The organism is Pseudoalteromonas sp. L23, assembly GCF_021728455.1.
Taxonomy (GTDB): Bacteria; Pseudomonadota; Gammaproteobacteria; order Enterobacterales; family Alteromonadaceae; genus Pseudoalteromonas.
In genome coordinates this window covers 173,288-198,558 of the sequence record NZ_JAKKCW010000010.1, presented here as the reverse complement: position 1 = coordinate 198,558, position 25,271 = coordinate 173,288, and the positions used below count along the sequence as shown (strand labels likewise).

Sequence of the window (25,271 nt, the reverse complement as noted above, 5' to 3'; positions counted from 1 at the left end):
CCCCTTAATGGTTATGCGGATCGAAGCCTGATTTGGCTTGCTCTGAGGCAATAAAGAACGCCCCGGTTACGGCCACGCGCTCACCCACAGCCAAACCGATAACTTCAACCTGAGCGCCAAAGTCTTCACCTAAAGTCACTTCTTTGGGATGGAACTCGCCGGGTGCTTCTTCGATGTACACCACCCAATCGCCGTCAGGCCCACGACTTAGCGCGTCTGCAGGTAACGCAATGGTTGGCTCTTTTGACGGTATGATAAAGTTGACGTTAACAAACATCCCTGCGTGTAGCTTGTCGTCACTATTTTCAACCAATAGGCGGATCTGTCTGGTTCGAGTAATGGGGTCGATTGTATGCGCTTCTTGGATAACTCGAGCCTCATATTGCTGATCTTCTATGCCAATCAATGCTTTAGAGTTAACCGCTAACGAAAGTTGAGAGTTCGGTTGTAAACGGGCTTCCACCCATAGCTCGCTTTCATCAGTGATTGCCATTAAAGTTGTGCCAGAAGCAACATGCTGGCCCTGAGTAAAGGCATCTTGAGTCACCACCCCCTCGCGCTCAGCAACGAGCGTATATTGGCCAAGTTCACTGGCAGGCTTAGTGGCTATTTCTTTGATCTCCTTTTCTGTTACTCCAAGTGCCAACAACTTTGAATAAGCCGAACTAAAATCGGCACTTGCTTGAACGCGTTCACGCTCACTGATGGTTTCTTTGCTTAAGCGTTTAACTCTATCCCACTCTGTTGAAGCGACCAAATACTGCGCTTGGGCCTGCGCCATTGCCTCTGAGAATAAGGTGATAAGTGGGTCGTTAACATTAACCATAGAGCCAAGTGTAGTGTGTCGCTTTAACACGATTGAATCGGCTCTTGGCGATACTAAATAGCTGGTATAACCATTGGCTTTTACTTCTCCAGGTGCAAAATAAAAGCGCTCATGGCTTTCCAGCTTGACTTCTTTGGTCTGAATTCCGGCAAAACGCATTTGTTGCTGCGTTAGTACGATGGCATTTTCTTCCTCTTCATGTTCTTCATGACCGTCGCCGGCATATGCCAGCGAGCTAAAAAGCGCGTTCACCGCGAAATAGATGGAGAAAATTTTAAAATTTGTCATTCGATACTCTTTTACTCAAGAACGTAAGTTGACGTTCAAAACCGTTAGCTTGTTTAACGAATTGCACCAAGCATTGCTGTTACAGTGCCAATTCGTAAACAAGAATGCGCTTCTCAAGCAGACGTGATTTATCTGTAATCAACGTCATCAGCTAAGAAGGAGTAATACCAATCAGGGTTAAAGTAGCTCATTTACTTAATACAATTGGTATAAACGGAGTGGGCAATATCACTGAAAGCAAAACACATAAGCATAGAAAACAGGTCTAGTTGTTTGCTCACTAACACGAATTTGCGCTAAGTTGGGTTTATCAATTTACGCATTAACCTAAACACAGGTTAGTGAAGTTAAATTGAGTTCACGCCTTCAATGATAACCGCGACTTAAGCGATCGGTGGACGATGTGCTTGCTCTACAAAAGCACGCACTTTAGTATCTGATTGAGGATAAATTTCGCTATTTGGTCGCATTTCAAAGGGGATAAAAGATTTTAAAATCACTAAATTCAAATGCGTCCCACTGCAATGGCCACAGTGGTGGCAATCTTTTGTGTGATGGTCGCTGGAGTCTGCTTGCGCATCTTCAGCATGGTCGTGAGTATGTTGGAGGTGAGACACTTCGATTTGATGGAAGCTAGATTCAGACGCGAACACACTCACAGCTTGCACCGCAAGTAAGAGCATCACAAAAATCAAAACTAGCTTATTCAAATCTACATTTCTCTTTAAAACAAAAGATCGTTGTCAATTTACCACCTGCACTTGTTCTGTCAATAGTAGCGCTAAGCTTTAAGTCTTATTTTTTGCTGTCATTACTGATCCTACTCAAAATGAAATAACAATAATTTGCATTGTTAGGCCAAAACATCAACTTAAATGCGAATTATAATCAATATATAACACTATGTTTTATAAAGATTTTTCATTGACACATCACATAAATCCGTTAGACTAGCCGCATATTCACAGCTTGAGGTAACAGCATGCAAGGTAAACAAAAAGTCATCGACGCATTCAATAAGCTATTAGCCAATGAGCTTGCAGCTATCGATCAATATTTCATCCATTCACGTATGTACGAAGATTGGGGGTTGAGCAAACTATACCAACGCCTTGAGCACGAACGTGAAGAAGAAACCACGCATGCGGATTGGTTGATCAAACGCATTCTTTTCTTGGAAGGGGTACCTAACATGACAAAACGTCGTGATCTACTCATCGGCCAAGATGTTAAGTCCATGATGGAAAACGACCTAAAACTAGAGCTTGAAGTTGTCGAATGCGTTAAAGAAGCAATCAAAATCTGTGAAGAAGAGCAAGATTACCAATCTCGAGAAACGCTTGAAAAGCTGTTGTTTGATACAGAAGAAGATCATGTTTACTGGCTAGAGCAGCAAATTCGCCTGATTGATCTTATCGGTGCTCCGAATTATATCCAATCTCAGCTTTAATATTAAGGACTCGACAAATGAAAGGTGATAGAGAAGTAATCGGAGCGCTTAATAAAGTTTTGGCCAATGAGTTGGTAGGTATCAACCAATACTTTTTGCACGCACGTATGTTTAAAGACTTCGGTTTTAGCCAGTTAGACAAAGCGGATTATAAAGTCTCAATACAAAAAATGAAAAACGCTGACCGCCTTATCGAGCGAATTTTGTTCTTGGAAGGCCTTCCTAACTTACAAGATTTAGGTCGTTTAAAAATTGGTGAAAACAGCGCTGAGATGATTGATTGCAATATGGCATTTGAGCAAGCGTCTTTGGTCGACCTCCAAGCAGCAATTAAATTGTGTGAAGAAAAGCAAGATTACATCAGCCGTGAAGCGTTAGATAAAATCCAAAACGAGCAAGAAGAGCAAATTGACTGGCTTGAAACTCAGCAACATCTAATTAAGGTGATGGGAATAGAAAACTACTTACAGTCTCAACTATAAGTATTTAATTGAGGTTGCGTGATAATGTACTGTTACGCAACCTGATCAGTGACATCAACAATCGCAATCAGCTTTTCATTTAGAATTTTCTTCGCACAGTTACAGCACTTTCCACACTGCTTACCAACAGATAATGTCTGGCTAAGATCACGCATTGAACGAGCACCATCGTCTATCGTCTCTGCAATCTTTTTATCTGTAACACCATGGCAAATGCACACGTACATAAATGAAAACCAATCTCAAACTCATTAACTGAAAACAAGTCTAATCTAAACGATAACAATTATCAACACATACCTTAGCTATAAATGCGAATTATTTTTCTTTGTAAGCTGCAGCAAAGACTTCGTTATTCACACTTCGTAAAACGTCGTACTCAAGCCGACGTTTATTTCTATAAAATTAAGAAAAATCCAGTAAAACTGCTACGCTTAACTTAACCAGATGAGTTTCACTTTAAACATGAGAGTTTGGGTGCACTTTCACCCAAGAAGATTGTTTTGTTTGCTACAAATGACAAACCTTAAACATGTATAAATTGTTAAATATATTGCATAAAAACCAAGGTTTAAGTTGATTTCAATCTAGCATTTCCGCTAGACTTCGCGTCACCGCTAACAGTTTTATTAGCGCGGATCAGCTTAGTTTGATTTGGTAACATGTTGTTAAAGGACTAAATGAGATTGGATAGAGAAAGGTCTTTTAATGAAGCAAGCGCTATTGTGTTTTTTTATATTATTATCTTTGTGTTGCATAGTCGCGCCTAGCCACGCCCATAACTTCGGTCAATATACTTCTCGTTTCTCTGTTGAGGAGGGGTTAAGTCAATCAGCAATCACCGCCATCACACAAGATAAACATGGCTTTATTTGGATCGGTACTCTTCAAGGCTTAAACCGCTATGACGGCAATCAAATCGTTAGTATTGCAGCCTCTCAGGGTCTTGATGAGCAAGAAATAGTTGGGTTATTCAATATCTCGAATGACGAGTTACTGATCTCTACTGGTATCAGCGGTGCGTTTTTACTGAATGTTGATGACTACACAGTTCAACAAATCTACGACGGTAAACGTCAAGACAACAACGCAGCTCCAAAACCCATCGCTACAGCCATTGCTCATCGAGAAAATATCATCTTCTCCATTGAAAGTGACCTCTACACATTAGATCGCGATACGTTAAAGTCAGAATTACTCACTCACTTCGCACCAAGTAGCTACATTCGCGCCATAAACGTTATCGGTAATTTTGTGATTATTGGTACAACGGAAGGTCTATTCACCTATTCTCTTGCGACCGGCAATGTAGAGCAAATAAATTACACAGATTCAAAGTCAGAACTCAGTCATGATGTTAAATTACTCAAACGCGACCCATCGTTGGGGTTACTCGTTGGTACTGTAGAAGGCTTATTTGTAATTCCAGTCAGTAATCAAACACTTGTTGCTTCAAAAAGCTATGAGCTCGTTCCTGAGAAAAATATTTGGGGACATCAAATCACTCCCTATGGCGAGTTTATTGCTACCGAACATGGATTGTTGCTTATTGATAGAAGAAAAAAAACCAGTTCAAAGGTGCTTTCCTTAACCGAAGGGCAATATCGTCTCACCAACCCCAGTATCACTAACCTTTACGCAGATAGAAACAATAACCTATGGATGGGCACGTATAATGATGGTGCATATTTATGGCCTTCAAGCTCGCTGCGCTTTACAACATTTATAAACACCCAAGACAGGTTTGCCAATAACAATATCTGGTCGATTCACCCTACCAACAATAACACGGTACTCCTCGGTACGGATAACGGCATTAATGAGTTTGATTTGAGCACCCAGCAATTGAAATCCAGTTACCTGCAAAATAGAGACCCAAAAGCGCTGTACGGAGCAGATGCTGTATTCTCTATTTTTAATTCTTCATATTTCGACAAAAATACATTTCTTATACAAACAACTCAAGAGACCGCACTATTTAACACCGACACCAAACAGCTAAACCCAATTACGCTTGAAAATGGTGACAAACTTGAACCATATAGCTGGGGTATTGCTAAGTACTCAGAAAGTAAGTTTCCATTTATCAATAGCAACGGGTTTTATGAATATGATGCTGCCACTAGTACAGTGCGGGCTTTAGAAGGACTGTCAAAGCAGCTGGCAGCGGCACAGAGCTTTTTGATCCTACCGCCTTTGGATACGACTAACGATGAATATTGGATAAGTACGGACATCAGTTTGGTCAAATATAATGAGTCAACAGATACCCTAACAACAATTTACAACAAATCGGATAAGCACTTGGTCTCCGCCGTTAATAGTTGGGTAGTAGATAGAGCTGGAACACTATGGTTGGCGACCTCAACCGAAGGTCTAGTCGGGATCAATAAAGATACTTACGCCGAAGAATACAAGCTAACGACTGAACAAGGTTTGATGAGTAATGCTATCTACAATCTCCAGTTAGATAGAGATGGAATGATTTGGGCCAGCAGTCAACGCGGCATGTTTAAATTTGATCCAATAAATAAAGTATTGGAAACCTTTGGAACGAATCAAGGCCTGCCGACGCTTGAGTTTAACGGAGGGGCAGCAGCAGCACTTGAATCTGGCAAGCTGATGTTCGGTACAGTCAACGGCTCTATCACTTTCGATCCGGAACAGTTTTCAGATGGCGCGGTTAAGCGCCGCCCACTACTGGTCACTCAAATGGATATTTTAAGCAGGGATCAAACCTACTTAGCACCTGATGCAATATTGCAAGCATTTGATTTTAAGTTTGATGACATGGGCATTGAGCTACTGTTTTCTGATTTTGACTTCAATGCCAATCATCATATTCAATACCAAGCTTCTTTGCATGGTCCAAGTGCACTTACGTTTTCAAACTTAAAACGAAACAAAGTATTTCTAAATCAATTACTCCCTGGTGATTATCAGTTAATCGTTGCACCGCATTCGCTTGACGGTGATGACCTGAGCAATGCACTCAACTTGCGCTTTCATGTTGCTCACTCTCCATGGCGCTCGCCTGTTGCATTAATCTTATACAGTCTAAGTGCATTCGCGCTAATATCGCTCGTCGTTATTAAGCACAAACAGAAACAACGTCAGCTTGAAACTGCACTTAAAGCCGTTACGCATGCAGGAAGGCAAACGAAGCTGGCGTTGAAATCAACCAAAAGCGGCGTTTGGTCAGCAGATGTCGTTGCACGCCAAATCACACAGCAGCGCGCCGAAGCGCTTGGCTTTAAGAGTGATACTATGACGTTGCAAGAACACTATAACGCCATTCATCCAGATGATAGAGAAGTTGTCGAGCGTGCTTGGAAGAAATTTATTTCTAACCCGACCAAAGAGCAGCTTTCTCTATCTTATCGACTGCGCTGCACTGACAATAATTGGCACTGGTTTCACGACTTTGGCCAAGTCGCAGAGTTTGACGCACAAGGCAAAGCCACTGAACTACACGGTATTTATACCAATGTAACCACGCAAAAAGCGAACCAGATGCGCGCAAATATGCTGGGTGAGGCCTTCAGCCAAGTGAACGATTGGATTGTGATCTTAGACCCTAACTTACAGCCCATTTCGGTCAATAGTAGCTTCTGTAGAGCATTTCAACTGCAGGAAAACGAAGCGTTAAACGACTTAACGACTGAGCGTTTTGTTAATGCCATCGGGCAAAAGAAGTTCCACGGTTTAATTGCAAATTTAAAATCTCTTGGACCAAATCAATATCTAAGACAGGAAGTTCAAGTTACAGACGGCTGGGATAAAGTGCATCCAGTTCAACTAAGCATTAGCGCGGTTTCCAAGGACAATGTGAATCTCCAATACTTCGTGGTCGTTGTTACCGATTTGACTGAGCAGAAAAAAGCCGAGAATGAACTTAGATATCTCGCCAATTTCGACGCTTTGACGGAGCTGCCGAATCGCAGCTTAATGCTACAGCACATTGAATTTGCGCTGTTTAACGCAAACAACACACAGCAAAGCTGTGCCCTACTCTTTATTGACTTAGATAAATTTAAACCAATTAATGATGCCTATGGACATCATATTGGCGATAAACTACTGGTCGCGATAACTAAGCGGATCAAAGAGCAAATTAACAATAATTGTATCTTAGCAAGGCAGAGTGGCGATGAGTTTCTTGTGCTAATTAAGTCCTTCCCTAGCATCGAATATGTGAGCGAGGTAGTCTCCCGCTTAGTGAAGCACATACCCGAGCGTATCGAAATTGATGGGATCACCATGAGTGTATCTGCCAGTATTGGCGTTGCAGTTTACCCATTTGATGCACCGGACTCAGAATCCTTAATCCGTAACGCGGATATCGCCATGATCCATGCAAAGCAATCGGGAAGAAATGCATTCAAGTTCTTTACTGAGACAATGAATGAAGAGATCAGTAAAAAGCTTCGGTTAGAAACCGCAATGAAAACGGCAGTTAAAGACGGTGAGTTTTTCAATCACTATCAGCCTATCATCAATACCACAACGGGTCAGCTTGCAGGCGTTGAGTTACTCATGCGTTGGCGCAATAATGACATGCTAATTCCTCCATGCGATTTTATTCCAATCGCTGAAGAAAGCGGCTTGATCGAAACCTTGACTGAGCAAGCGCTTATCAGAGCCTTAATAGAATTGCGTCCATTGTTTACACAAGAACCAGACTTTTATTTATCTCTTAATTTAAGCGCGGTACATATTTTACGCTCAGATATCGCACACCAGTTCACTGAGATTTTAAAAGCGCATGGTCTTACTAATCGTTGCTTAAGACTTGAAATCACCGAGTCAATTTTTATGTCTGATATGGTTAAGGCACGAGCAACTATCAACGAAATGAAGCGGGCTGATTTTATATTGCTACTCGACGACTTCGGCACTGGCTTTTCTTCACTCACGTATCTGAATGAGTTCCCTCTTGATATTATAAAGATTGACCAAGGGTTTGTACGCAATATGAGCGCAAAACCCGCGAATAAATCTATCATTAGAACCATTTATTTATTGGCGCAAAGCTTAAACATGAAGTGTATTGCAGAAGGTGTCGAGACAGAATCTCAGCTTAATTATCTAAGAGACGTAGGCTGTGAATATATGCAAGGCTACCACTTCGCAAAGCCTATGGCGATTGACGATTTGCTCGCATTTTACGAACAGCATGAACGCTCACGAGCTTGATCGCGGATTGAGTGGGCTAGCCTAAGCGTTAGCCCTTATCTTGCGTTTCACTATCAGGCAGTTCTGAGCGCTGCCATTCACTAAGCTTTTGATAAAGTTCGTTAATATCAATGGGTTTAGCAATAAAATCATCCATGCCTGCCTGGATACATTTTTGTTTATCTTCTTCGTAGGCGTTCGCTGTTATCGCAATAATATGTGGATTGCCGTATATATTTGGCTCGTTTCTGATTGCTTTGGTACAAGCAAAGCCGTCCATATTCGGCATTTGGCAATCCATTAAAACCAAGGCATAGTTTTTCGCCTTCATTGCAACTAAAGCTTCGACTCCGTCGTCCACTTTATCTAACAAGCAGTGCGTTTTCTCTAGCAACTTACCAACAACCACTTGGTTAATTTTATTGTCTTCTACCAATAGAACATCGAGGCCATTAAAATCAGGAGCCCCTACTTCTTGTTGCTCTCTCTTAACCCCCTGCCCTTTTGAAGCTGGAATATCTACATAGAATTTACTACCGAGCCCAAGTTCACTGTGAATGCTTATCTCGCCATGCATCGCTTCGACTAGTTTTTTAGAAATAGCTAAGCCAAGTCCGGTACCACCAAACTTTCTTGTGGTTGAAAGGTCTGCCTGAGTAAACTCATGGAACAACGTTTCCTGTTGCGCTTTTGAAATGCCAATTCCAGTGTCAGCAACAGTAAACTTTAACATCCCACTCTCATAATGGACGGAAAGTGTTATGTGGCCTTTGTTGGTAAACTTTCCAGCATTGCTGAGTAAATTATTTACCACTTGTGACACGCGTAGTTCATCTAACTCAAGGTACGTAGGGAGTTCAGCCCCCTTCTCGTACTTAAACTCAACACCATATCTGACGTTAGAAATTTTGAAAATGCTGACCAGACTGTCGAGCATTTCTTGTAAATTCACTGCCCGGCGTTCTATTTTCAAAGCCCCCGCCTCAATTTTAGAATAATCCAAAATATCATTGAGGATAAGCATCAGGTTCTTTGCCGACTGCCGTATAATTGTTATTTGGTCTGCCATCTCATTGCTAAGACTTTGCTCTCTGATCAAGCTATCCGACATACCGATAATTCCATTTAACGGCGTTCTAATTTCATGACTCATATTGGCGAGGAACCGGCTCTTGGAATGATTAGCAGCGTTAGCGGCTTCTACGGCTTTGGTTAGCTCTTCCGTTTTCTCAGCAACTTGTTGCTCTAACTCACGATTGAAGTCGGTAAGCTTACGGTTAAGTCTTTCGTTTTCTAGGCTGGCTTGGTTTTGTTTTGTAAAACTCAGTGTTAGCTTAAAAGCCAGCTGATTGAACTGCTGCTGCAACTCAATTATTTCTAAAAAGCTGCTATCTGCATTCGCCGAATTTTCGATTAAAGTTGAAGGTTCGTAAGCACGAATATCATGACTGAGCGCCACAATTGGACGCACCAACAATCGAGTGAGCTGACGGACAAAAATAGAACTCAATACAATAATCGCAAGCGCAAGCCCCAATGCATCTGACCAAGCTTCTGCAGCAACTAGGTTAAGATATTTACGATCGAGCATAGTGATAACTGACCATTCATATTGCTTAGATACCGCAGTTTGTTTAAATAAAATCTGCTCAGTCGAGTCTTCAAAAGTTGAGGATTCCTTATCAAATAAGGCTTGTAACACTACATCACTTGGCATATCCAAGGTTTTAAATTCGGTTTTTAACGAGCTGTAGACGACCCTTTTGTGTTTATCCAGCACAATCAAGTTAGCATCTTCAGCAAGAATTTTTGGAATAAAGCGTTCAAATGAGCCAAATATTAAAGACCCTTCCACTATTCCTTTAAACGCTTCAGCGATAAAGATTGGCGCTGAAATTGCCACGATTGGCGCTTCATCAAAGCCACGCCCTTGGAATATGCCCGACACAAATCCTTCAGGGTGTTCAGGTGCTTTAATAAAATAGTCTCTATCTGACACATTGGCGTTTGTTCCCTTCATCGTCTCAGCAAAATGCTGCGGATAAAGGTGGGTAACATTAGCATCTTTGTCCGCAACAATTGCGGTTCTAAAATTAGCATGAGTTTTTAGCAACCGCTCAATAACATAATCAGCATCAATCCCTAAGGATACATCCGTTGCGGATATCACCATCGCGCGACGGTATGCATCAAGGTAGTCATCAATTTGAGCGACTATAGAACCGGAGGCTTCTTCAAGCTGTGTTTTTATCTCTGCTTCAATTCTTTTATAGTAATTGTTTGTCAGCACGACGGTTGTCATTAATACAACTAAAACGATAACAAGGTTGACGGTAGAATTCAGAATTTGATTGAGCGGCATCCCTTGCCACTTGCAGCGAGTAAAGAAAAAGCTCAGCAAGTCGACCACAGCGAGGCAAATACCAGCGTTGATTAGGTACTTAGCCAGTGCAGTGAATATAACGAGTAACGGCAGTTCGAGGGCAAAATAGCCAAAAATAAATAATGCAGGTAACCCCAACAAAATCCAATAAACGATACCCCGAACAAAAAATGGCTTGGCGAAACGGACGCAGACAAAGTGAAGCCACAACACTTCGAAGAAAAAAACCACAGAAGGCCAAGCATGCTCCCATCGATACCAAATAAAACCGGCACCTATAATCACAGCGATGATGGCATAGCGCCATCCGCATAGCAGCAGGATAAATAATACAAACAGCTGGCCAAAAAGGAATTCAGAACTATCCAAAAACCAAATTGGCAACAGATTGGCCAGCCCGCCAAGTACACCTAAGACTAAAGTTATGATGAGCGCTTGCTTTTGATTCAAATGTTACACCACCGGTTTTTGATACTGCCTATGTATAACAATAAAAAATATTTTAAAACCTGCCAAGGTAGTGCAACAAATAACTAAAAAATATATCACACATTGGGTTTATTTTCCCTAATGATGAGGGCAGTCATGGCTCTCTATTTGTAGCACACTACTCAGCACATTAAAGGACTTTTTCAACGCTTCTTCCACTTCCACGCGACACGCTGAATCATGAGATTCGATAGTACAGTGATGCTTTAATACCACATGTGCACCAACGACAACCGCCCCATCAATTTTGCTAACCGTAATATTATGGGCGCTTTCAACATGCTCCGTAGACACAATCGTTCTCTCAACTTCTTGAACCGTGGGCAAAACTTCTGGGGGTGTAGCAAGTCCTTTAAGACAAGCAATTATCACCTTAATTCCTGTGAACAATACAAAGACAGAAATCAGCATGCTCGAGAGAATATCAACCACCTCCCAGCCTGTGAGGTGTATAATCACACCTGCGATAAATGTCGATATGGTGGACAGTAAATCAAAAAATGAGTGCAAGAAAACAGCATAGACGTTAATACTGTCTTTACGGCCTTTGTACAGCACCCAAGCGGAGGCCCCATGAAACAAAAACCCAATTGCAGCAATCATAGACATTAAATAGCTATTCACCTCTAGGTCATGACCGCCCGCATGATGAGACAATCGCTCACTCCCTTCGAGCAAGATAATTACCGCAATTGAAAGGTAGAGAATGCCATTGATAAGTCCACCGGTATATTCAGCACGCTTGTAACCATCGTTATATGTTTTAGCAAGATAAACTGCCACACTTGACGCTATCAACGCGATAAATAAAGAACTATTGTGCACAAACAAGTGTCCAGCATCAGCTAACACAGCGAGAGAATTAGCGTAATAAGCACCAATAACTTGAATGATCATAAAAGAGCAAGTGATTGCAAGCGCAATCAATAATCTTCGGCGAGAAGCTTGATGCGTAGTGATATCTGTCATGAAATGAGTCGTGTACCTAATTTAATATAAGATGCTACGTACAACCACAGCATAAGATGGAGCCATTTGACTAAATGCACCTCACCTTATCTTTTATACCGTGTAGGAAAAAGCCGTGATTCAAAAATACAGAAATAAATTTAGAAATATACGTAGTTAACCTGAGCTTAGGATAATTAATGCCTTTCTAGCAGCCAATTTTAGCGCTAACTACGTTGAACTCACTTCCAAAAGCCAGCTATTGGTGCGCAAATTCGCCTAGTTATCATCAAAACTCTCTGGCTAGATAAGGTAGTAATTTAATATTACTTTAGAAACAATGAGTTACCTCATTCCTTATCTAAACCTCAGGTTAGTTATCGTTTAAACATTGCCCTAAATGGCAATGATATACAGTCTCAATTGTAACGTTTCCACGAGCTAAATGCACTAACATTTGCGGCTGTAACGGCCGACTTTATAGAAAATTTTGACACCCATCGCTTTTACTTGCGGTAAAGTACAATTAGATTTTTTCTAACTGAGTTACAACGTCGGTTGCGATTTGCTTTAATATTTCACAATCAGCTTCACTCAACTCTCGAGGTTCTATATCGATAACACATACGGTCCCAACGCGAAAACCGCTGGACAATATGATAGGAGCACCAGCATAAAATCGAATATGAGGGGCATTTAACACCAAAGGGTTATCCATAAAGCGAGGATCTTCGAGCGTATCATGAACCACAAATACCGTGTCTTCTAATATTGCATGACCACAAAATGAAACATCGCGAGACGTTTGCTCAGCATCCAATCCAAAGCGAGATTTAAACCATTGTCTGTCCTTGTCAACAAGACTTACCAATGCAATTGGAGCATCAAAAACATGGGCAGTAAATTGAGTAATTCGGTCCAATTCAAGTGTTGGTTTTGTATCGAGTATCGCAAGCTCCCTAAGCGCATGTAACCTAGCTGGTTCGTTTTTAGGTACCTCAGGGGTTTTCATAATCTACTTACTTAATTAGACAGTGTTTATATTTCTACTATAGTTTGTTTTGTGAGATAACGCAGGTGGCAAATGTGAGCAAGTATTTTAAAATAATCTCCCTAACCCTTTTTTCCCTAGTCTGCTTAAGTGGTTTTTACCTCGAAATTAACGAGTTTAATAAAAATCGTGTGGTTCACCAGAGTCTGACTTTATACTACAACAACCTTTCCGCCCTAGATAAAGCGATTGAAGTGATCTTTAGTCTGCAACGTGAACGCGGCATGTCCACGGGGTTTAAGTCCGAAGAAGAACACGACGCGCGACTACTTGCATATTATCAGGAAACGGACGAAAAAATAATAAGACTCACTGCTGAAAAACTCACGAGCATTAATAACTTCGATCAGTTTCAATTGACCATAAAAGACGATATACAAACACTGAGAAAGCTCAATAGACAGGCAAATATCAACCACGAGCAACTATTTCTTCGCTACACAATTTTGATTAATCACTTAATCGATACAGTCCGAACCATACAAACTGAGCAGTCCTTCATCCATAATTTTGGTAGCAATGAGGATAAAACACAGTACCAGAATATTCACACACTTATCAGAGCAATTGAGTTAGGGGGCAGACTCAGAGCTAAGATCAGCCGATACTTAACGGCAGATGAAGAGGCCACTAGATTAAGTGCAATGAGAAGCGCGCTACAATACTACGCCACTCATGTCACACTGATGGACAGCCTCAAAGATAATCAAAATACCGTACAGCTATACAATGCCGCTACGGCGTCTAGAGAGTATGACTATGTCACCTCAGCCCTAAACCGCTTTAGCCGTGGAGCTGAAATCAACTTACCACACTATGTGTGGTGGGATAACAGTACTGCCTATTTGAACTTGCTCGCTAGTGGCAGCCTGAATTTACTTGAATATATGAAGGACTCTGCTGCCGCATCTATGCAAAATTCACAAGAGCGAGCTCAAACCTCACTCATTATCTCTTTGATCATTGCGCTGCTTTATATCATTTTAATTTGCCTATTGATTAGAGCGTTTACCGAATTAAAAATATATAAAACGGCACCACTTAGAACACAAACCGCACAGCTCATTGTGATATTTTCGTCAGTACTTGCCGTGCTATTTGTGGAACATTTTGCAAGTCAAAAGCAGCTATTATACCTCTCTGAAGTACAAACTCTTAGGCAGCTGAACAACCACTCATTGGAGCGTATAAACCACCTTAAAACGCTATGGTACAAGCCACATGTTGAAAGCCTTAGGTATGCCAGTATTAGCACCAATGCCGATCTCGCTAAACCGTCTCAGTTGCAAACGCTAGCCGTTAATAATCTTAATAACACTCAGTATGTAGACAAAAGCCAGATCGCGTCGTTTTATTCTCAATATCAAGAAAGTTTGCACCGTGGAGGGGTAGTTACACAAATTATAAAGGGTAATGATGGCCATCGAATATTGATTATGGCGGGTCTTGGGCTGTCCGATAAGGGGCTGACGGAAACACTGTATTGGTACGAAGTTCAGCTGGATGTCTTACTTGGCAGCCTAGAACTCAGCCTTGATACCCGCCTAGAAAACGCATCGGGTTACTACACTATGCAGGAAGTCGAGGCGATTAAAATTAGCGGCACGCATACTCCACTAAGTCAATTACTGCTTACTAATAATATTGACCAAACCGACTTTCTAAGTGCAAAAATCTGGGATCAAGAACTTCAAGTGGGTGCTTATGCTTATTCACGTGAAGCGTTTAATCAAGATCTCTTCTACACCATAGAAATTAAGTTTATCTGGCAGGTGTTGTCATTAGTTGCATTTTGCTTATTTGGTTTAGCAATTAGCTATCGCGCCCAACAAAAAGCAAAATTAGACAAGCAAGCTGCAAAAGACGCGATTCAAAAGCGTCAAACTTTATTGAACTCATCTGAGAAGCTTGCCGCTATCGGTAGTTTTGAGGTGCCTGTTGGACAACACGTAGCACATACCTCTGAAGGCTTTAGGACGCTGTTTAACTTAACTCCCGAACTTGAGTACCATAATTTAAAACCAATTATAAAATTACTCGATAGTGACAATAGGAAGAAGTTGCAATCAAACTTACGTTCCATAACTCACGATCAATCTAGTGAACTTCAATTGACAATAAGAGACGAATCTTCAACTAGATACCTAAATGTCATTCTCAATTTAAAATACTACTCAAGTGAAAATTCGCAGTTTGTTGTCGGGGTTGTAAAAGATGTAACGAATCAAGTTAATGAAAACAATCGCCAAAAGAGAATACAAAAAGAACTCGTTGCCGCGAGAAAAGCGGCCCTAGAAAAAATGCATGAAGCGGATGTGGAAAGAATGTCAGCTCAGCATTTACTCAAAGTCCAAAAATCTACAGAAAAGCTGCTTCAAGAAGCCATTGATTCATTTCCAGCATTTATCCTGCTAATTGATGAAAACCAGCATATAGCTATGCTAAATCAGTTTAACGAACACATTAAAAGAACTAATCACAACGAATACCAATTCATGGGAAGCTCTCTCAACAAAGGTTCTGACGTTATAGCATTTATTACCCAACTGCCAATGACAGACAACAGCGAATTACTGTCCATGTTAGAAGAGGCAAAAGACAAAGAGCAGTATCAAGCACTAACGACGTGCCAGTATGTTAGTGAAGATACCCTGTACTGGTTCAACGTGTTAGTGAAAAATATCACCACAGATTCTGGGAAATACACCCTCATCTATCAGAATGATATTACTAAAAGCATCAACTTTTCTGCAGAGCTTGAGCAAGCTCGCATAAAAGCAGAGCAAGCAAGTGAAGCAAAGTCTCGCTTCCTCGCAACAATGAGTCACGAGATAAGAACGCCGATGAATGGCGTGGTGGGCATGCTGGACATTCTCGCCCAGTCTAACCTTGATCACGAGCAATCTCACCTCACCAAAGTCGCAAAAAGCTCAGCATTAGTACTACTTCGAATAATTAACGACATATTAGACTTTTCAAAAATCGAAGCTGGGAAAATGCAACTTGAATCTACGCCATTTAGCTGGCAAGAAATTATTAGAGAACTCGCGGAGCTCCTTGCATATCAAGCGGACTCTAAAAAGCTCAAGCTTGCCTTTTATCTTTCGCCACAGTTACCTAACTGGCAATTAGGAGATCCAGTTAGACTGCGCCAAATTTTATTAAACCTAATCGGTAACGCGTTAAAATTCACCAAAACTACTGCAACCGCCGCTGGCTTTGTAGAAGTGACTATTGGGCGCTCTCCCGATGATGGTTATATGGAAATTAGCGTGAAAGACAATGGTAAAGGTATGTCCGAAGAACAAGTAGAAAACCTTTTTAAACCATTTGTTCAAGCAGATAGTAGTATTCAACGCCAATATGGCGGTACCGGGCTGGGCCTTTCCATTACCCACAAACTTGTAGCCATGATGGAAGGGGAAATTGACTGTAGAAGCCTCGAGGGTTTTGGCAGTAACTTTATTGTTACTCTGCCATACTGTGAAGTGCCAAAACAAACCCGTGATATTAGCTTAACCTTAGACAGACTAAAAATTGCTGTGGTGGGCGACGAGGACAAATTTGAAAAAGACCTGCAAAATCAACTGCGCATCTATGAAGCCCAATGTGAAATATTCCCTCGAGAACTGTTTAACGCGCAACTGATTGATAGTCAACAATTTGATTATCTCGTTATCACTGCAGAAGCCTTCCAACAACTCACTACAGAAGGAAAAGAAGTTTTCATCGCGGAAAGCGAGTGCAAGTATATTTTACTAGACAATAATCAGGACAAGCTTCCGCATGCAAACAATATCAACGTCTCAAACCTCGCGCTATATCCTTATTACGCTTATAAAGTCGTTTCACACATCGCCACCTTAGAAGGGCTAATTGACAGTGAATCAACAAGTGACGACAGCGAGACTAAATCTAAGGCACTACCCACAATTAATGATGCCCAAGCACTTAACAAGCTTATCTTAGTCGTCGAGGACAATGTTTATAATCAGGATTTATTCAAAAGACAGCTAGCTCTGCTAGGCTATCAATGCATTATTGCCGACAATGGTAAAGTTGCCTTGCAGCTACTCGAACAGTATCACTTTTCGCTTATTATTTCGGACTGCCATATGCCTGTGATGGATGGCTATGAATTCGCAAAACAACGTCGCGAGCATGAACGTGAACGCAATCTAGAGCACATTCCTATCATTGCGGCAACGGCTAATGCGTTAGACGGTGAGAAAGATATTTGCTTTAACGCCGGGATGGACGATTACATTGCAAAGCCCATTGTCTTGCAGAAATTAAACAAAAAGCTAAAAAAATGGTTTTCGAGCAACATTCCAACAAACAGCCAAGGAGCGGAGAATGCTTCCTCATTGATGGAGGAACTAGATGCGCCAACCAGACATATCGACTTGGTGATACTCAGTGAATATGTAGGTACAGATAAAGAGTTACAGAGTATTTTCTTAAGAAGCTTTGTCGACGACACGAAAAAACTGTTACAAGGGGTAGACCTAGAACATCCTGAAAGTGTCAAGAATATTGCACATCAAGGGAAAACCTCGGCGAAGGCTGTCGGCGCAACACAACTCTCTGAAAAAATGGCAGAACTTGAACATGCAGCAGGTGAAGGTAAGCAGATAAAAATTGAAAATTTATTGAATCAATGTTTGATGCTTTTTGATAATGCACAAGCTGAAATCGCTTCTATACTTAATGTGGAAGATCTCACGTAACACGTGCTAAAAATTCAGGTCTAGTATGTATGATAAATGAAAAGCACCTTATTATTGCGATTGATGATAGCGAGCTTATTCTCACACAATTGCAATTGTTGATTTCTAACCAGACACCGTGCGCCTTTAAAGGGTTTAACAGCGGGCTGTCTGCATTAGAAAGTCAAGAACTCCATCAAGCTTCCCTTATTTTACTTGATATCAACATGCCGCAAATGGATGGCGTAGAGATATTACGGAAATTTGCCGAACTAAGTATCCAAGCACCTATCGCTTTGCTAAGTGGTGAAAAAGGTCTATTTATCAAAAATACCGCTGCACTGGCAGAGCTTCATGGCCTCACCATTATATCTAGTTTAGAAAAGCCACTTTCTGCAACTAAGCTAAAAGAACTTTACAGTCAGCTTCAGTCTCAAAATACATCCACAAAGTCCCAACACGCTCTACAAAACTATAGTAAAGATGAGATCTATGAGGGATTATTGCGAGAAGAGTTTTGTGCGTATTTTCAACCTAAAGTCGCAAGTTCATCCGGTGCAATCATTGGCGCAGAAGTGCTTGCAAGATGGCATCATAGTACCGATGGCACTGTGCCTCCTTCACAGTTTATCGCGACAATGGAAGAGAACGAATTAATTCACCTGCTATCCTATAGCCTGTTGAAACAAACCTTGTCCTTGCTTAGCTATAATCGAGATATTCTTAAAGCGCTTCAATTCAGCATTAATTTGAGCGTGAAAGAGCTAGAAGACATAAAACTCCCAGAAAAACTCGAGTCTATTTGCGAAGAGTATTGCACCCCCACCTCTCAAATCACGCTAGAGTTAACTGAGAGTCACTTGTTAGATAACATCAAGCGTGCGCTTGATGTGTTGCTGCGTTTAAAACTTAAAGGCTTTAAGCTGTCTATTGACGATTTTGGTACAGGGTATTCTTCTATTAAGCAGCTCAACGAGTTACCGTTTGATGAACTCAAAATCGATAGATGCTTTGTTGATGGCTGTTCAACGCAACCAAACAAACGCGTCATTATCGCGAGCACCTGTGAGATGGCTCACCAACTTGGACTAGAGGTCGTCGCTGAGGGTGTCGAAGAGATTGAGGACCTAGTCGTTGTACAAAGTTACGAAGTAGAATCGGTTCAAGGCTATTATTACTACCCACCTTGTACCCCGTCGGAGTTTTTGCAAACTGTCTCTGAATCCGCATTGCAAAAGTCTCATTCTAGTAAATAATTAAATTTAATAGGCTTTGATATACTCTCATAGTTAGAGGGAATCTATGCATAAAAAAGACGTTGAACACGCACAACGACATCCAAAAGTGATTATTATTTGCGACGATCCTGCAGAAATGACTGGCGTTGTTGATATTGTTGCTTCTCAAGTCAATGAATACCGTACTCTCACTAGTCATAAAGAAGTAGCTGAAGTGCTAACTGAGTCTCCACCAGATGTCATTGTTATTGCTCGAAAGACAGTCGCAAAAAGCGTCGAAATCTATAGTTTGCTCGCCAAGCATGGCTTACTTAACTATGCTCATGAAAATATTTTACTGTGTGAAAACAAAGAGTCAGGCGTGGCCTTTCGATGTTGTATGAAAGGTATTTTTACCGATTATTTTGTCTACAAACCGATGTATGAGAACTACCGATTTCGTATGATCTTACATAATGCTTTGGTTCGTACGGAAGGCACGTCTGAGGTTGCTAAAATCAGAGAGGAGCATTTTGGTCGCATAGATGACAAGCTAAAGCAATTGATTGATGATGCAGCTTTGTATCATCAAAAAGCGGATGAAACGCTACAAACGGTAAGACGTAATCTCGACAATGAAAAAGGGATTAATAAAGTTCAAGATGACTTGCTAAATGAATTAAAACAAAAACACTTATCGCCACTGCTGGATGAACTAGAACACCAATTGGCAGATAGCGTTCATGAATTAACAAAAAGATTGAAAGATAAACAATTCTCTATCGCTGAGCTTACAGCATTGCTGAGCGAAAAAGACAACTCTAAGTGCGCGCAATTAGCGCAAAATGTATTGCCAGTAGGTGATACCGGTGAGGTTGATGTTAGCGAACCAAAAGCGCTTGAAACCAAGCAAGAAGAAGTAAAAATAATGGTGGTGGAAGACAACGAAATTTATCGAGAGATGATAGCCAAGATCCTACGTGATGAGGGGTATAAAGTAGACTGTGAAACCAGCGGGTTAGGCGCTATAAAAACATTGAGAAAGCATAAATTCACCATGGTATTTATGGATTTATTTATGCCAGAGCTTGATGGCTACAATACAACCAAAAATATTCGCAATATTCCACATTGTAAAAAACTTCCTATCATTGCGCTAACCAGCAATAAAAACAAAGATATAATCAGAAAGTGGGCGTCTTTGGGGCTCACTGGGTACATCACCAAACCGTCTACCAAATCATCTATTTTAAAAGCTGTGGAAAAAGCACTTACGGAAAACCAATAAGTTGCGTAAAGTACAAATCAGCAAACATTATCAAATCGAGTTCTGCCATGATAAGCCATATCAACTCTGACGTAAGTTTCGGAGTTGTAATACCAATTCGCCTAATTAAGTGATCTATTTTGAGGTGAATTGGTAAAAGTGGCCGCATAAACCAACAATGAAGTGAATGATGACTAGAAAAGCAACAACCCTGAGCCAATACACTACTCGCTTAAATATTGTTATTGATTACATCTATAACAATATTAATCGCGAACTTGATGTGATCACGCTTGCTGATCAATGCCATATGTCGACTTATCACTTTCACCGTGTTTATCGCTCAATCGCTGGGGAAACCATCAATGCAACCGTAAGAAGAATGCGACTACATGTTGCTGCAGGTATGTTAATTCGCACCCAAGACTCCATTGCAAAGGTGGCTGAGCAGACCGGTTATGCAAGTATTGAAGCGTTTAGCCGAGCATTTTCTCAACGATATAAGCAACCACCTAGCCTATTTCGCCAACATGAACAGGCCAAGGCAAAAGGCTGTGCGGCCGAGTTTTATATCATTAAGGTAGAAGAGGATTCGAATATGTTTAATGTAGAAATAGGCAGTAATGAGCAAATGACGTTAATCGGACTTGAGCACCATGGCGATTACATGCAAATCGGTCAAGCATTTGAAAAATTAAACGTACTGGCGCAGCAACAAGGCTTATTAGGTGCGGATACGCGTTTCTTTGGTGTATATTTTGACGACCCAAAAACCGTCGAGGAAAGCAAACTAAAATCAATGGCAACAATTTTAGTGCCAAAGACAACCGCATCTCTCCCAGAGGGGCTTTGTGAATTCGCCATTCCATCAGGCAAAACAGCTAGCCTACTTTACCAAGGTGACTATGCTTCTCTTGAAACGCCTTACGAGTACCTGTTTGGACAATGGTTACCTAACAGTGAGTTCGAACCTGCCGATGTGCCTGTTATCGAAGAATACTTAAATGATGTTAGAGATACACCACCACACGAGCTTCTCACTCGTATCACTTGTTACATTAAATAACTGATTTTTATCCTGTTCAGGGGTTAACTAATCTAAACGCGACTAAGCATCGACTGCTTAGAAAGAATAAGGAGGGACTTCCCTCCTTATTTATTTGCGAACCAATTAGAACCTATAGTTAAAGCTCAATTTAGCATTTCGCTCGTTGCCAGGCGTGCCACCTAAGAACAATGCTTTACTGTAATAACGCTCGTCAGTTAGGTTTTCAAGGTTTAGCTGAATATCGAACTGCTCAGCATCGAACTTAATTGCAGCATCCCAGCGAGTATAACCATCAATAGTTGCCGTAGGCAGGCCGAAAGAAACAGAATTAATTGTTCGTTCACTCTCGTAGTTAATTCCAAGACTGTACTCTAGAGTCCCTCCAAACCAATTAGCTGGCTGGGTATACTTCACCCACGTGCTGGCAAACTTTTTCGGTACCCCTTTCATTTGACCTGAGCGTTCATTCGAACGGATCTCAACAGCATCTTGATAAGTCGCGTTCATATTCACACTGATTTGGTCATTCAATGCTAAATTTAAGTCAAGCTCTACACCTTTTGACTCATCTTCATCATCGAAGAAATAGCGTGGAACGCTGACATTGTAGTCGTCACCTGGCTGCTCGTTATACTCAGGATTGTTATACATTAGGTTTGTGCGTTTAGTTTCGAACCACACTAATGAGCCCAATAAATCTTCATCAAAGGCAGTAAAACGCACACCAATATCTAACGTTTCAGATTCAGAGTCAGGTCTGTTTTTACGATTTGCATCAGCTTCATTTTCTAGACTACCCAGTACACTGTATGCAGTACGACCTTTTGCCATATTTACAAAAGCAGAAAGCTGAGAGGTCACTTGATAATTCAAGCCAATATTATACGTCATACCTGCATCATCCGTGTCCAGCTCTTCACTCTCTTCTGGTGAACGATCAGTACCTAAATGCTGATATTTTTGTTCAACGCTAGTATATGCAAGACCAGCACGAGCAGTTAGTGCATCAGTGATATACACCACTTCTTGTGCACTAATGCCATACGCCGTAAGCGTTTTATCGTAATTACTACGTAGCGATGGGTCATAATCCTCGAATTCGCCTGTTGGCCAGTTTGGACTGCGAATGTCTAAGATATATGGAATTGAACCTTTACCATCGGCATCATATGCAGACCAACTTTTTAAGCGCATATCACGATTTTCATAGTTAACGCTGACTAAATGCTCACCGCTCAAAGAAGCCATATCCCAAGTTAACTGTAAATCAGCAAAGTACTGCCAAGTTTTTTCGCTGGCAACTTGACGGCGATACTCTTGACGGCGAGCCGCATAAGGATATAGCACATCATCAATCACAAGCGGAGCTCTTGGGTTTGCATTGATCACACCATTGCGCTCCCAATAAACATAATTGTAAGCACCTGTTTGGCGAACAAAATCAGAATCATAGCTACGCCATAATACCTGCTGGGTTAGCTTCGAGTTGCGATTTAAGTACCAATCGTGACGAAGCTTTATCCGTAACTCTTCACCTTCATTAGGACGAGATAAAGGAGAAATCAGATTCCCATCGCCAAGATTGAAAGGCTTTAGGCCATCGCCAATACGAATTGACTCAGCAAGTTGCGCGCGCTGTTCATCATTCAGCTGTACACCTAACCACTTACCTTTCTCAGCATCATATTGTGGGTCATTTGGCAAGCGATCAGCTGTAACCAGTCCTGGTTGCCCAGTAATGCTATCCCAGTTAATAATCCGTACCGGATCGCCAATTGAATCTACTTGTTGCGAATCATCAATATAGGCCGCTGAAAGTAAAAATGAGTGCTCGCTGCTTGGGTCGAAACGTAAGCTTGCATAGATTTCGTCTCTATTAGATTCTAGGTCTCGATAGCCGTCGCTACGCTCATGGTTTGCAACAACACGGTAGGCAAGCTTGTCAGTAATTGCATCTGTAAAATCAACGCCCAAACCATAAGTATTCCATGCGCCCACTTTACCGTTAATTGAGAGCGCTTGTTCAAACTGTGGCTTTTTCTCAACTAAGTTAACTACACCACCTGCAGCACCAATACCATAAAGGCCTGTAGCAGGACCTTTTAATACTTCAATACTTTCGATATTGGTTAAGGAGCGTGTTGGGTTAAAGCTGTTCCCTAAGTCAGCACCACCATACATACCATCGTAGGTATAGTTTACGCCTAGGCCACGAACCATTAGTGAATCACCAATGCCGTAGTTATTACCGGCCTGAGACAAACCACTTACGTTGCGTAGTGCTTCTTGTAAAGTCGCTGCGCTTTGCGAATCTAGTAGCTCTTTGTCAACAACAACAACCGCGGCGGGGGTCTGCATAAGATCCATATTGGACTTAGTTGCAGTTCCAGATTGCAAAATAATTTTATTATGTTTGCCATAAACACTGATTTTTTCTATGTCTTCAGAAGCAAAAGCCGTTGTGCTTGCACCTAGTAAAGCCAACTTAACCGCAACGCATGAGGCGGAAAGAACAGAAGAGCGAGAGTATTGCATTTTTAACTCCAAACTACGCAATTGGATAGTGGTGAAATAAGCCAAATACCTATTTCAGAAAATAATTTATCAGAGAGGGGGCGAAGTTTAGCAAAACAATAGTAATGATAACAACTATCATTTACATTTTAAAAATGTAATGTTTTTTGCAATACACGAAAAGATGATAATAAAGTGTAACAGATGGATATTTTTATTTAGCGAGCGTAATCTAACTTCGTTATTTGCTCGCTTCGCGGCTTACCCAATTTTGTAAACCGCGTTAGATTAGAACAATCCTAGCAGCGTCGGATATAACTCATAACAGGTAAAGCTCACTTCAAGCCCAATCAAGACTAAAAGAAAACTGACCAGATGCCCCACTTTTACTTTTGAACAAACATAAGCGCCTAATGGAGCACCAACGACCACAATCGGTATTGCCGCTAGCAAATAGCCATTTATTTCACTGCTGATCGTATTGAGGTGCCACGCATTAATGCTACTTCCAATCAATGAGGTAAACGTCATCACCACGACGGAGGTTGCAGTCGCCTTTTTCACATCTGCATTATAAGCAATCACCAACAAGGCAAAGAGTGCAATATCTGCACCCGACCCTACTAATCCACTAGCTATACCTCCGATTAACGCTACGGCCATAAAGCGTAGCATTTTAGGTTGGATAAACTCACTGCTAGGTTGATGATGTGCCTTACGCCACCATCTCAAAATCAGTGTTAGTGCAAAGCAGAGCAACAAAAAACTAAAAATAGACTTAACTAGGAGCCTTGGTGCCAGAGGCGCGATATACAATAGACTGAGCGTTACACCAAGCGCAGCCATTGGCAACGCCATTAAAATAACGTTTTTATATACCGGAATACGGCGACAGAAAATAGTAATGGTCGCCGCTGTCATACCAAAACTTTGTATCGCGAGAGAAAATACCTTGGCCGTAGCGGGATCTATGTCTAATAATTTAGTCATCACAGGAAAGGCGACGGCGCCACCGCCTAATGCCGTTCCACCTGCCACAAACGATCCCAACGCCATGGTCAGCGCAATATGGGATTCACTGATAATTTGACCAAGTGCTTGATAAAAGCCTTGTACCCAGATCAACGTAGCGTACACACCCAGTGTAAAAAATAAGGGCCACATCGTCGGTTTTGTTATTCGTTGCAACATTATTCATCCATTACTCAAAGAGCCTTTCCTTATTAATACCCGTTACCATACTCATCTAGTATTTGAGCGAACGCAATTAAACATGATGAATACACTTTTTTCAAATTAAATTTACATTAAAAGTGAATACACCTGAATGCAATAAACACATCCTCAATAGTTGAAACGCACGCCTATCTCCCTTATTATAACTATAAATAATTACTTATTACTTTTTGTTATATCGGTAATTT

Annotated in this window: 15 protein-coding genes; 7 read left to right on the top strand and 8 right to left on the bottom strand. The window is 41.2% G+C overall.

Annotation, left to right across the window (positions count from 1 at the left end):
• Positions 1-4: 4 nt before the first annotated feature.
• Both L3V43_RS16820 and L3V43_RS16815 read right to left on the bottom strand, forming a co-directional pair.
• Positions 5-1,114 carry an efflux RND transporter periplasmic adaptor subunit gene (locus L3V43_RS16820; protein WP_237116959.1) on the bottom strand — a complete coding sequence of 370 codons (1,110 nt, stop codon included), beginning with the start codon at positions 1,112-1,114 and terminating at the stop codon, positions 5-7.
• Between the two features lie 383 nt (positions 1,115-1,497).
• The gene (locus L3V43_RS16815; protein WP_237116960.1) at positions 1,498-1,824 is read right to left on the bottom strand and encodes a DUF2946 family protein; all 327 of its coding nucleotides are present in this window, start codon (positions 1,822-1,824) and stop codon (positions 1,498-1,500) included.
• Between the two features lie 272 nt (positions 1,825-2,096).
• On the opposite strand from L3V43_RS16815, the gene bfr (L3V43_RS16810) reads away from it, so the two are divergent.
• Positions 2,097-2,564 carry a bacterioferritin gene (bfr, locus tag L3V43_RS16810; protein WP_010607507.1) on the top strand — a complete coding sequence of 156 codons (468 nt, stop codon included), beginning with the start codon at positions 2,097-2,099 and terminating at the stop codon, positions 2,562-2,564.
• A gap of 17 nt (positions 2,565-2,581) precedes the next feature.
• Complete coding sequence (gene bfr / locus L3V43_RS16805; RefSeq protein ID WP_102058584.1) at positions 2,582-3,046, top strand: bacterioferritin; 465 nt, start codon at positions 2,582-2,584, stop codon at positions 3,044-3,046.
• Positions 3,047-3,078: 32 nt separating this feature from the next.
• Here bfr (L3V43_RS16805) and L3V43_RS16800 read toward each other — a convergent pair whose 3' ends face one another.
• Positions 3,079-3,273, bottom strand: coding sequence for a (2Fe-2S)-binding protein (locus tag L3V43_RS16800; RefSeq protein ID WP_010607506.1), 195 nt, complete (start codon positions 3,271-3,273; stop codon positions 3,079-3,081).
• Positions 3,274-3,754: 481 nt separating this feature from the next.
• On the opposite strand from L3V43_RS16800, the gene L3V43_RS16795 reads away from it, so the two are divergent.
• The gene (locus tag L3V43_RS16795; protein ID WP_237116961.1) at positions 3,755-8,242 is read left to right on the top strand and encodes an EAL domain-containing protein; all 4,488 of its coding nucleotides are present in this window, start codon (positions 3,755-3,757) and stop codon (positions 8,240-8,242) included.
• Between the two features lie 28 nt (positions 8,243-8,270).
• Here the strand turns inward: L3V43_RS16795 and L3V43_RS16790 are convergent, their stop codons facing one another.
• The 3 genes from L3V43_RS16790 to L3V43_RS16780 all read right to left on the bottom strand — a co-directional run bounded on the left by L3V43_RS16790 (position 8,271) and on the right by L3V43_RS16780 (position 13,053).
• Positions 8,271-11,054, bottom strand: a complete 2,784-nt coding sequence (locus L3V43_RS16790; RefSeq protein ID WP_237116962.1) for an ATP-binding protein — start codon at positions 11,052-11,054, stop codon at positions 8,271-8,273.
• A gap of 117 nt (positions 11,055-11,171) precedes the next feature.
• Positions 11,172-12,062: a cation diffusion facilitator family transporter gene (locus L3V43_RS16785; RefSeq protein ID WP_010375246.1), complete on the bottom strand. Its 891-nt coding sequence runs from the start codon at positions 12,060-12,062 to the stop codon at positions 11,172-11,174.
• A gap of 505 nt (positions 12,063-12,567) precedes the next feature.
• Positions 12,568-13,053: a GAF domain-containing protein gene (locus L3V43_RS16780; protein WP_102058581.1), complete on the bottom strand. Its 486-nt coding sequence runs from the start codon at positions 13,051-13,053 to the stop codon at positions 12,568-12,570.
• Between the two features lie 74 nt (positions 13,054-13,127).
• On the opposite strand from L3V43_RS16780, the gene L3V43_RS16775 reads away from it, so the two are divergent.
• From L3V43_RS16775 to L3V43_RS16760, 4 genes are all read left to right on the top strand, one after another.
• Complete coding sequence (locus tag L3V43_RS16775; RefSeq protein WP_237116963.1) at positions 13,128-17,822, top strand: ATP-binding protein; 4,695 nt, start codon at positions 13,128-13,130, stop codon at positions 17,820-17,822.
• Between the two features lie 29 nt (positions 17,823-17,851).
• Entirely contained in the window at positions 17,852-19,057 is a 1,206-nt protein-coding gene (locus tag L3V43_RS16770; RefSeq protein WP_010607501.1) for an EAL domain-containing response regulator, read from the top strand.
• A gap of 46 nt (positions 19,058-19,103) precedes the next feature.
• Complete coding sequence (locus tag L3V43_RS16765) at positions 19,104-20,306, top strand: response regulator (protein ID WP_010607500.1); 1,203 nt, start codon at positions 19,104-19,106, stop codon at positions 20,304-20,306.
• A 166-nt stretch (positions 20,307-20,472) separates the two neighbouring features.
• A complete protein-coding gene (locus L3V43_RS16760; RefSeq protein WP_233525275.1) occupies positions 20,473-21,351 on the top strand; it encodes an AraC family transcriptional regulator in 879 nt (292 codons plus the stop codon).
• Positions 21,352-21,456: 105 nt separating this feature from the next.
• Here the strand turns inward: L3V43_RS16760 and L3V43_RS16755 are convergent, their stop codons facing one another.
• Together L3V43_RS16755 and L3V43_RS16750 are read right to left on the bottom strand one after the other, a co-directional pair.
• A complete protein-coding gene (locus L3V43_RS16755) occupies positions 21,457-23,868 on the bottom strand; it encodes a TonB-dependent receptor (protein ID WP_010607498.1) in 2,412 nt (803 codons plus the stop codon).
• Between the two features lie 267 nt (positions 23,869-24,135).
• Entirely contained in the window at positions 24,136-25,038 is a 903-nt protein-coding gene (locus L3V43_RS16750; RefSeq protein ID WP_102058578.1) for a sulfite exporter TauE/SafE family protein, read from the bottom strand.
• Positions 25,039-25,271 lie beyond the last annotated feature (233 nt).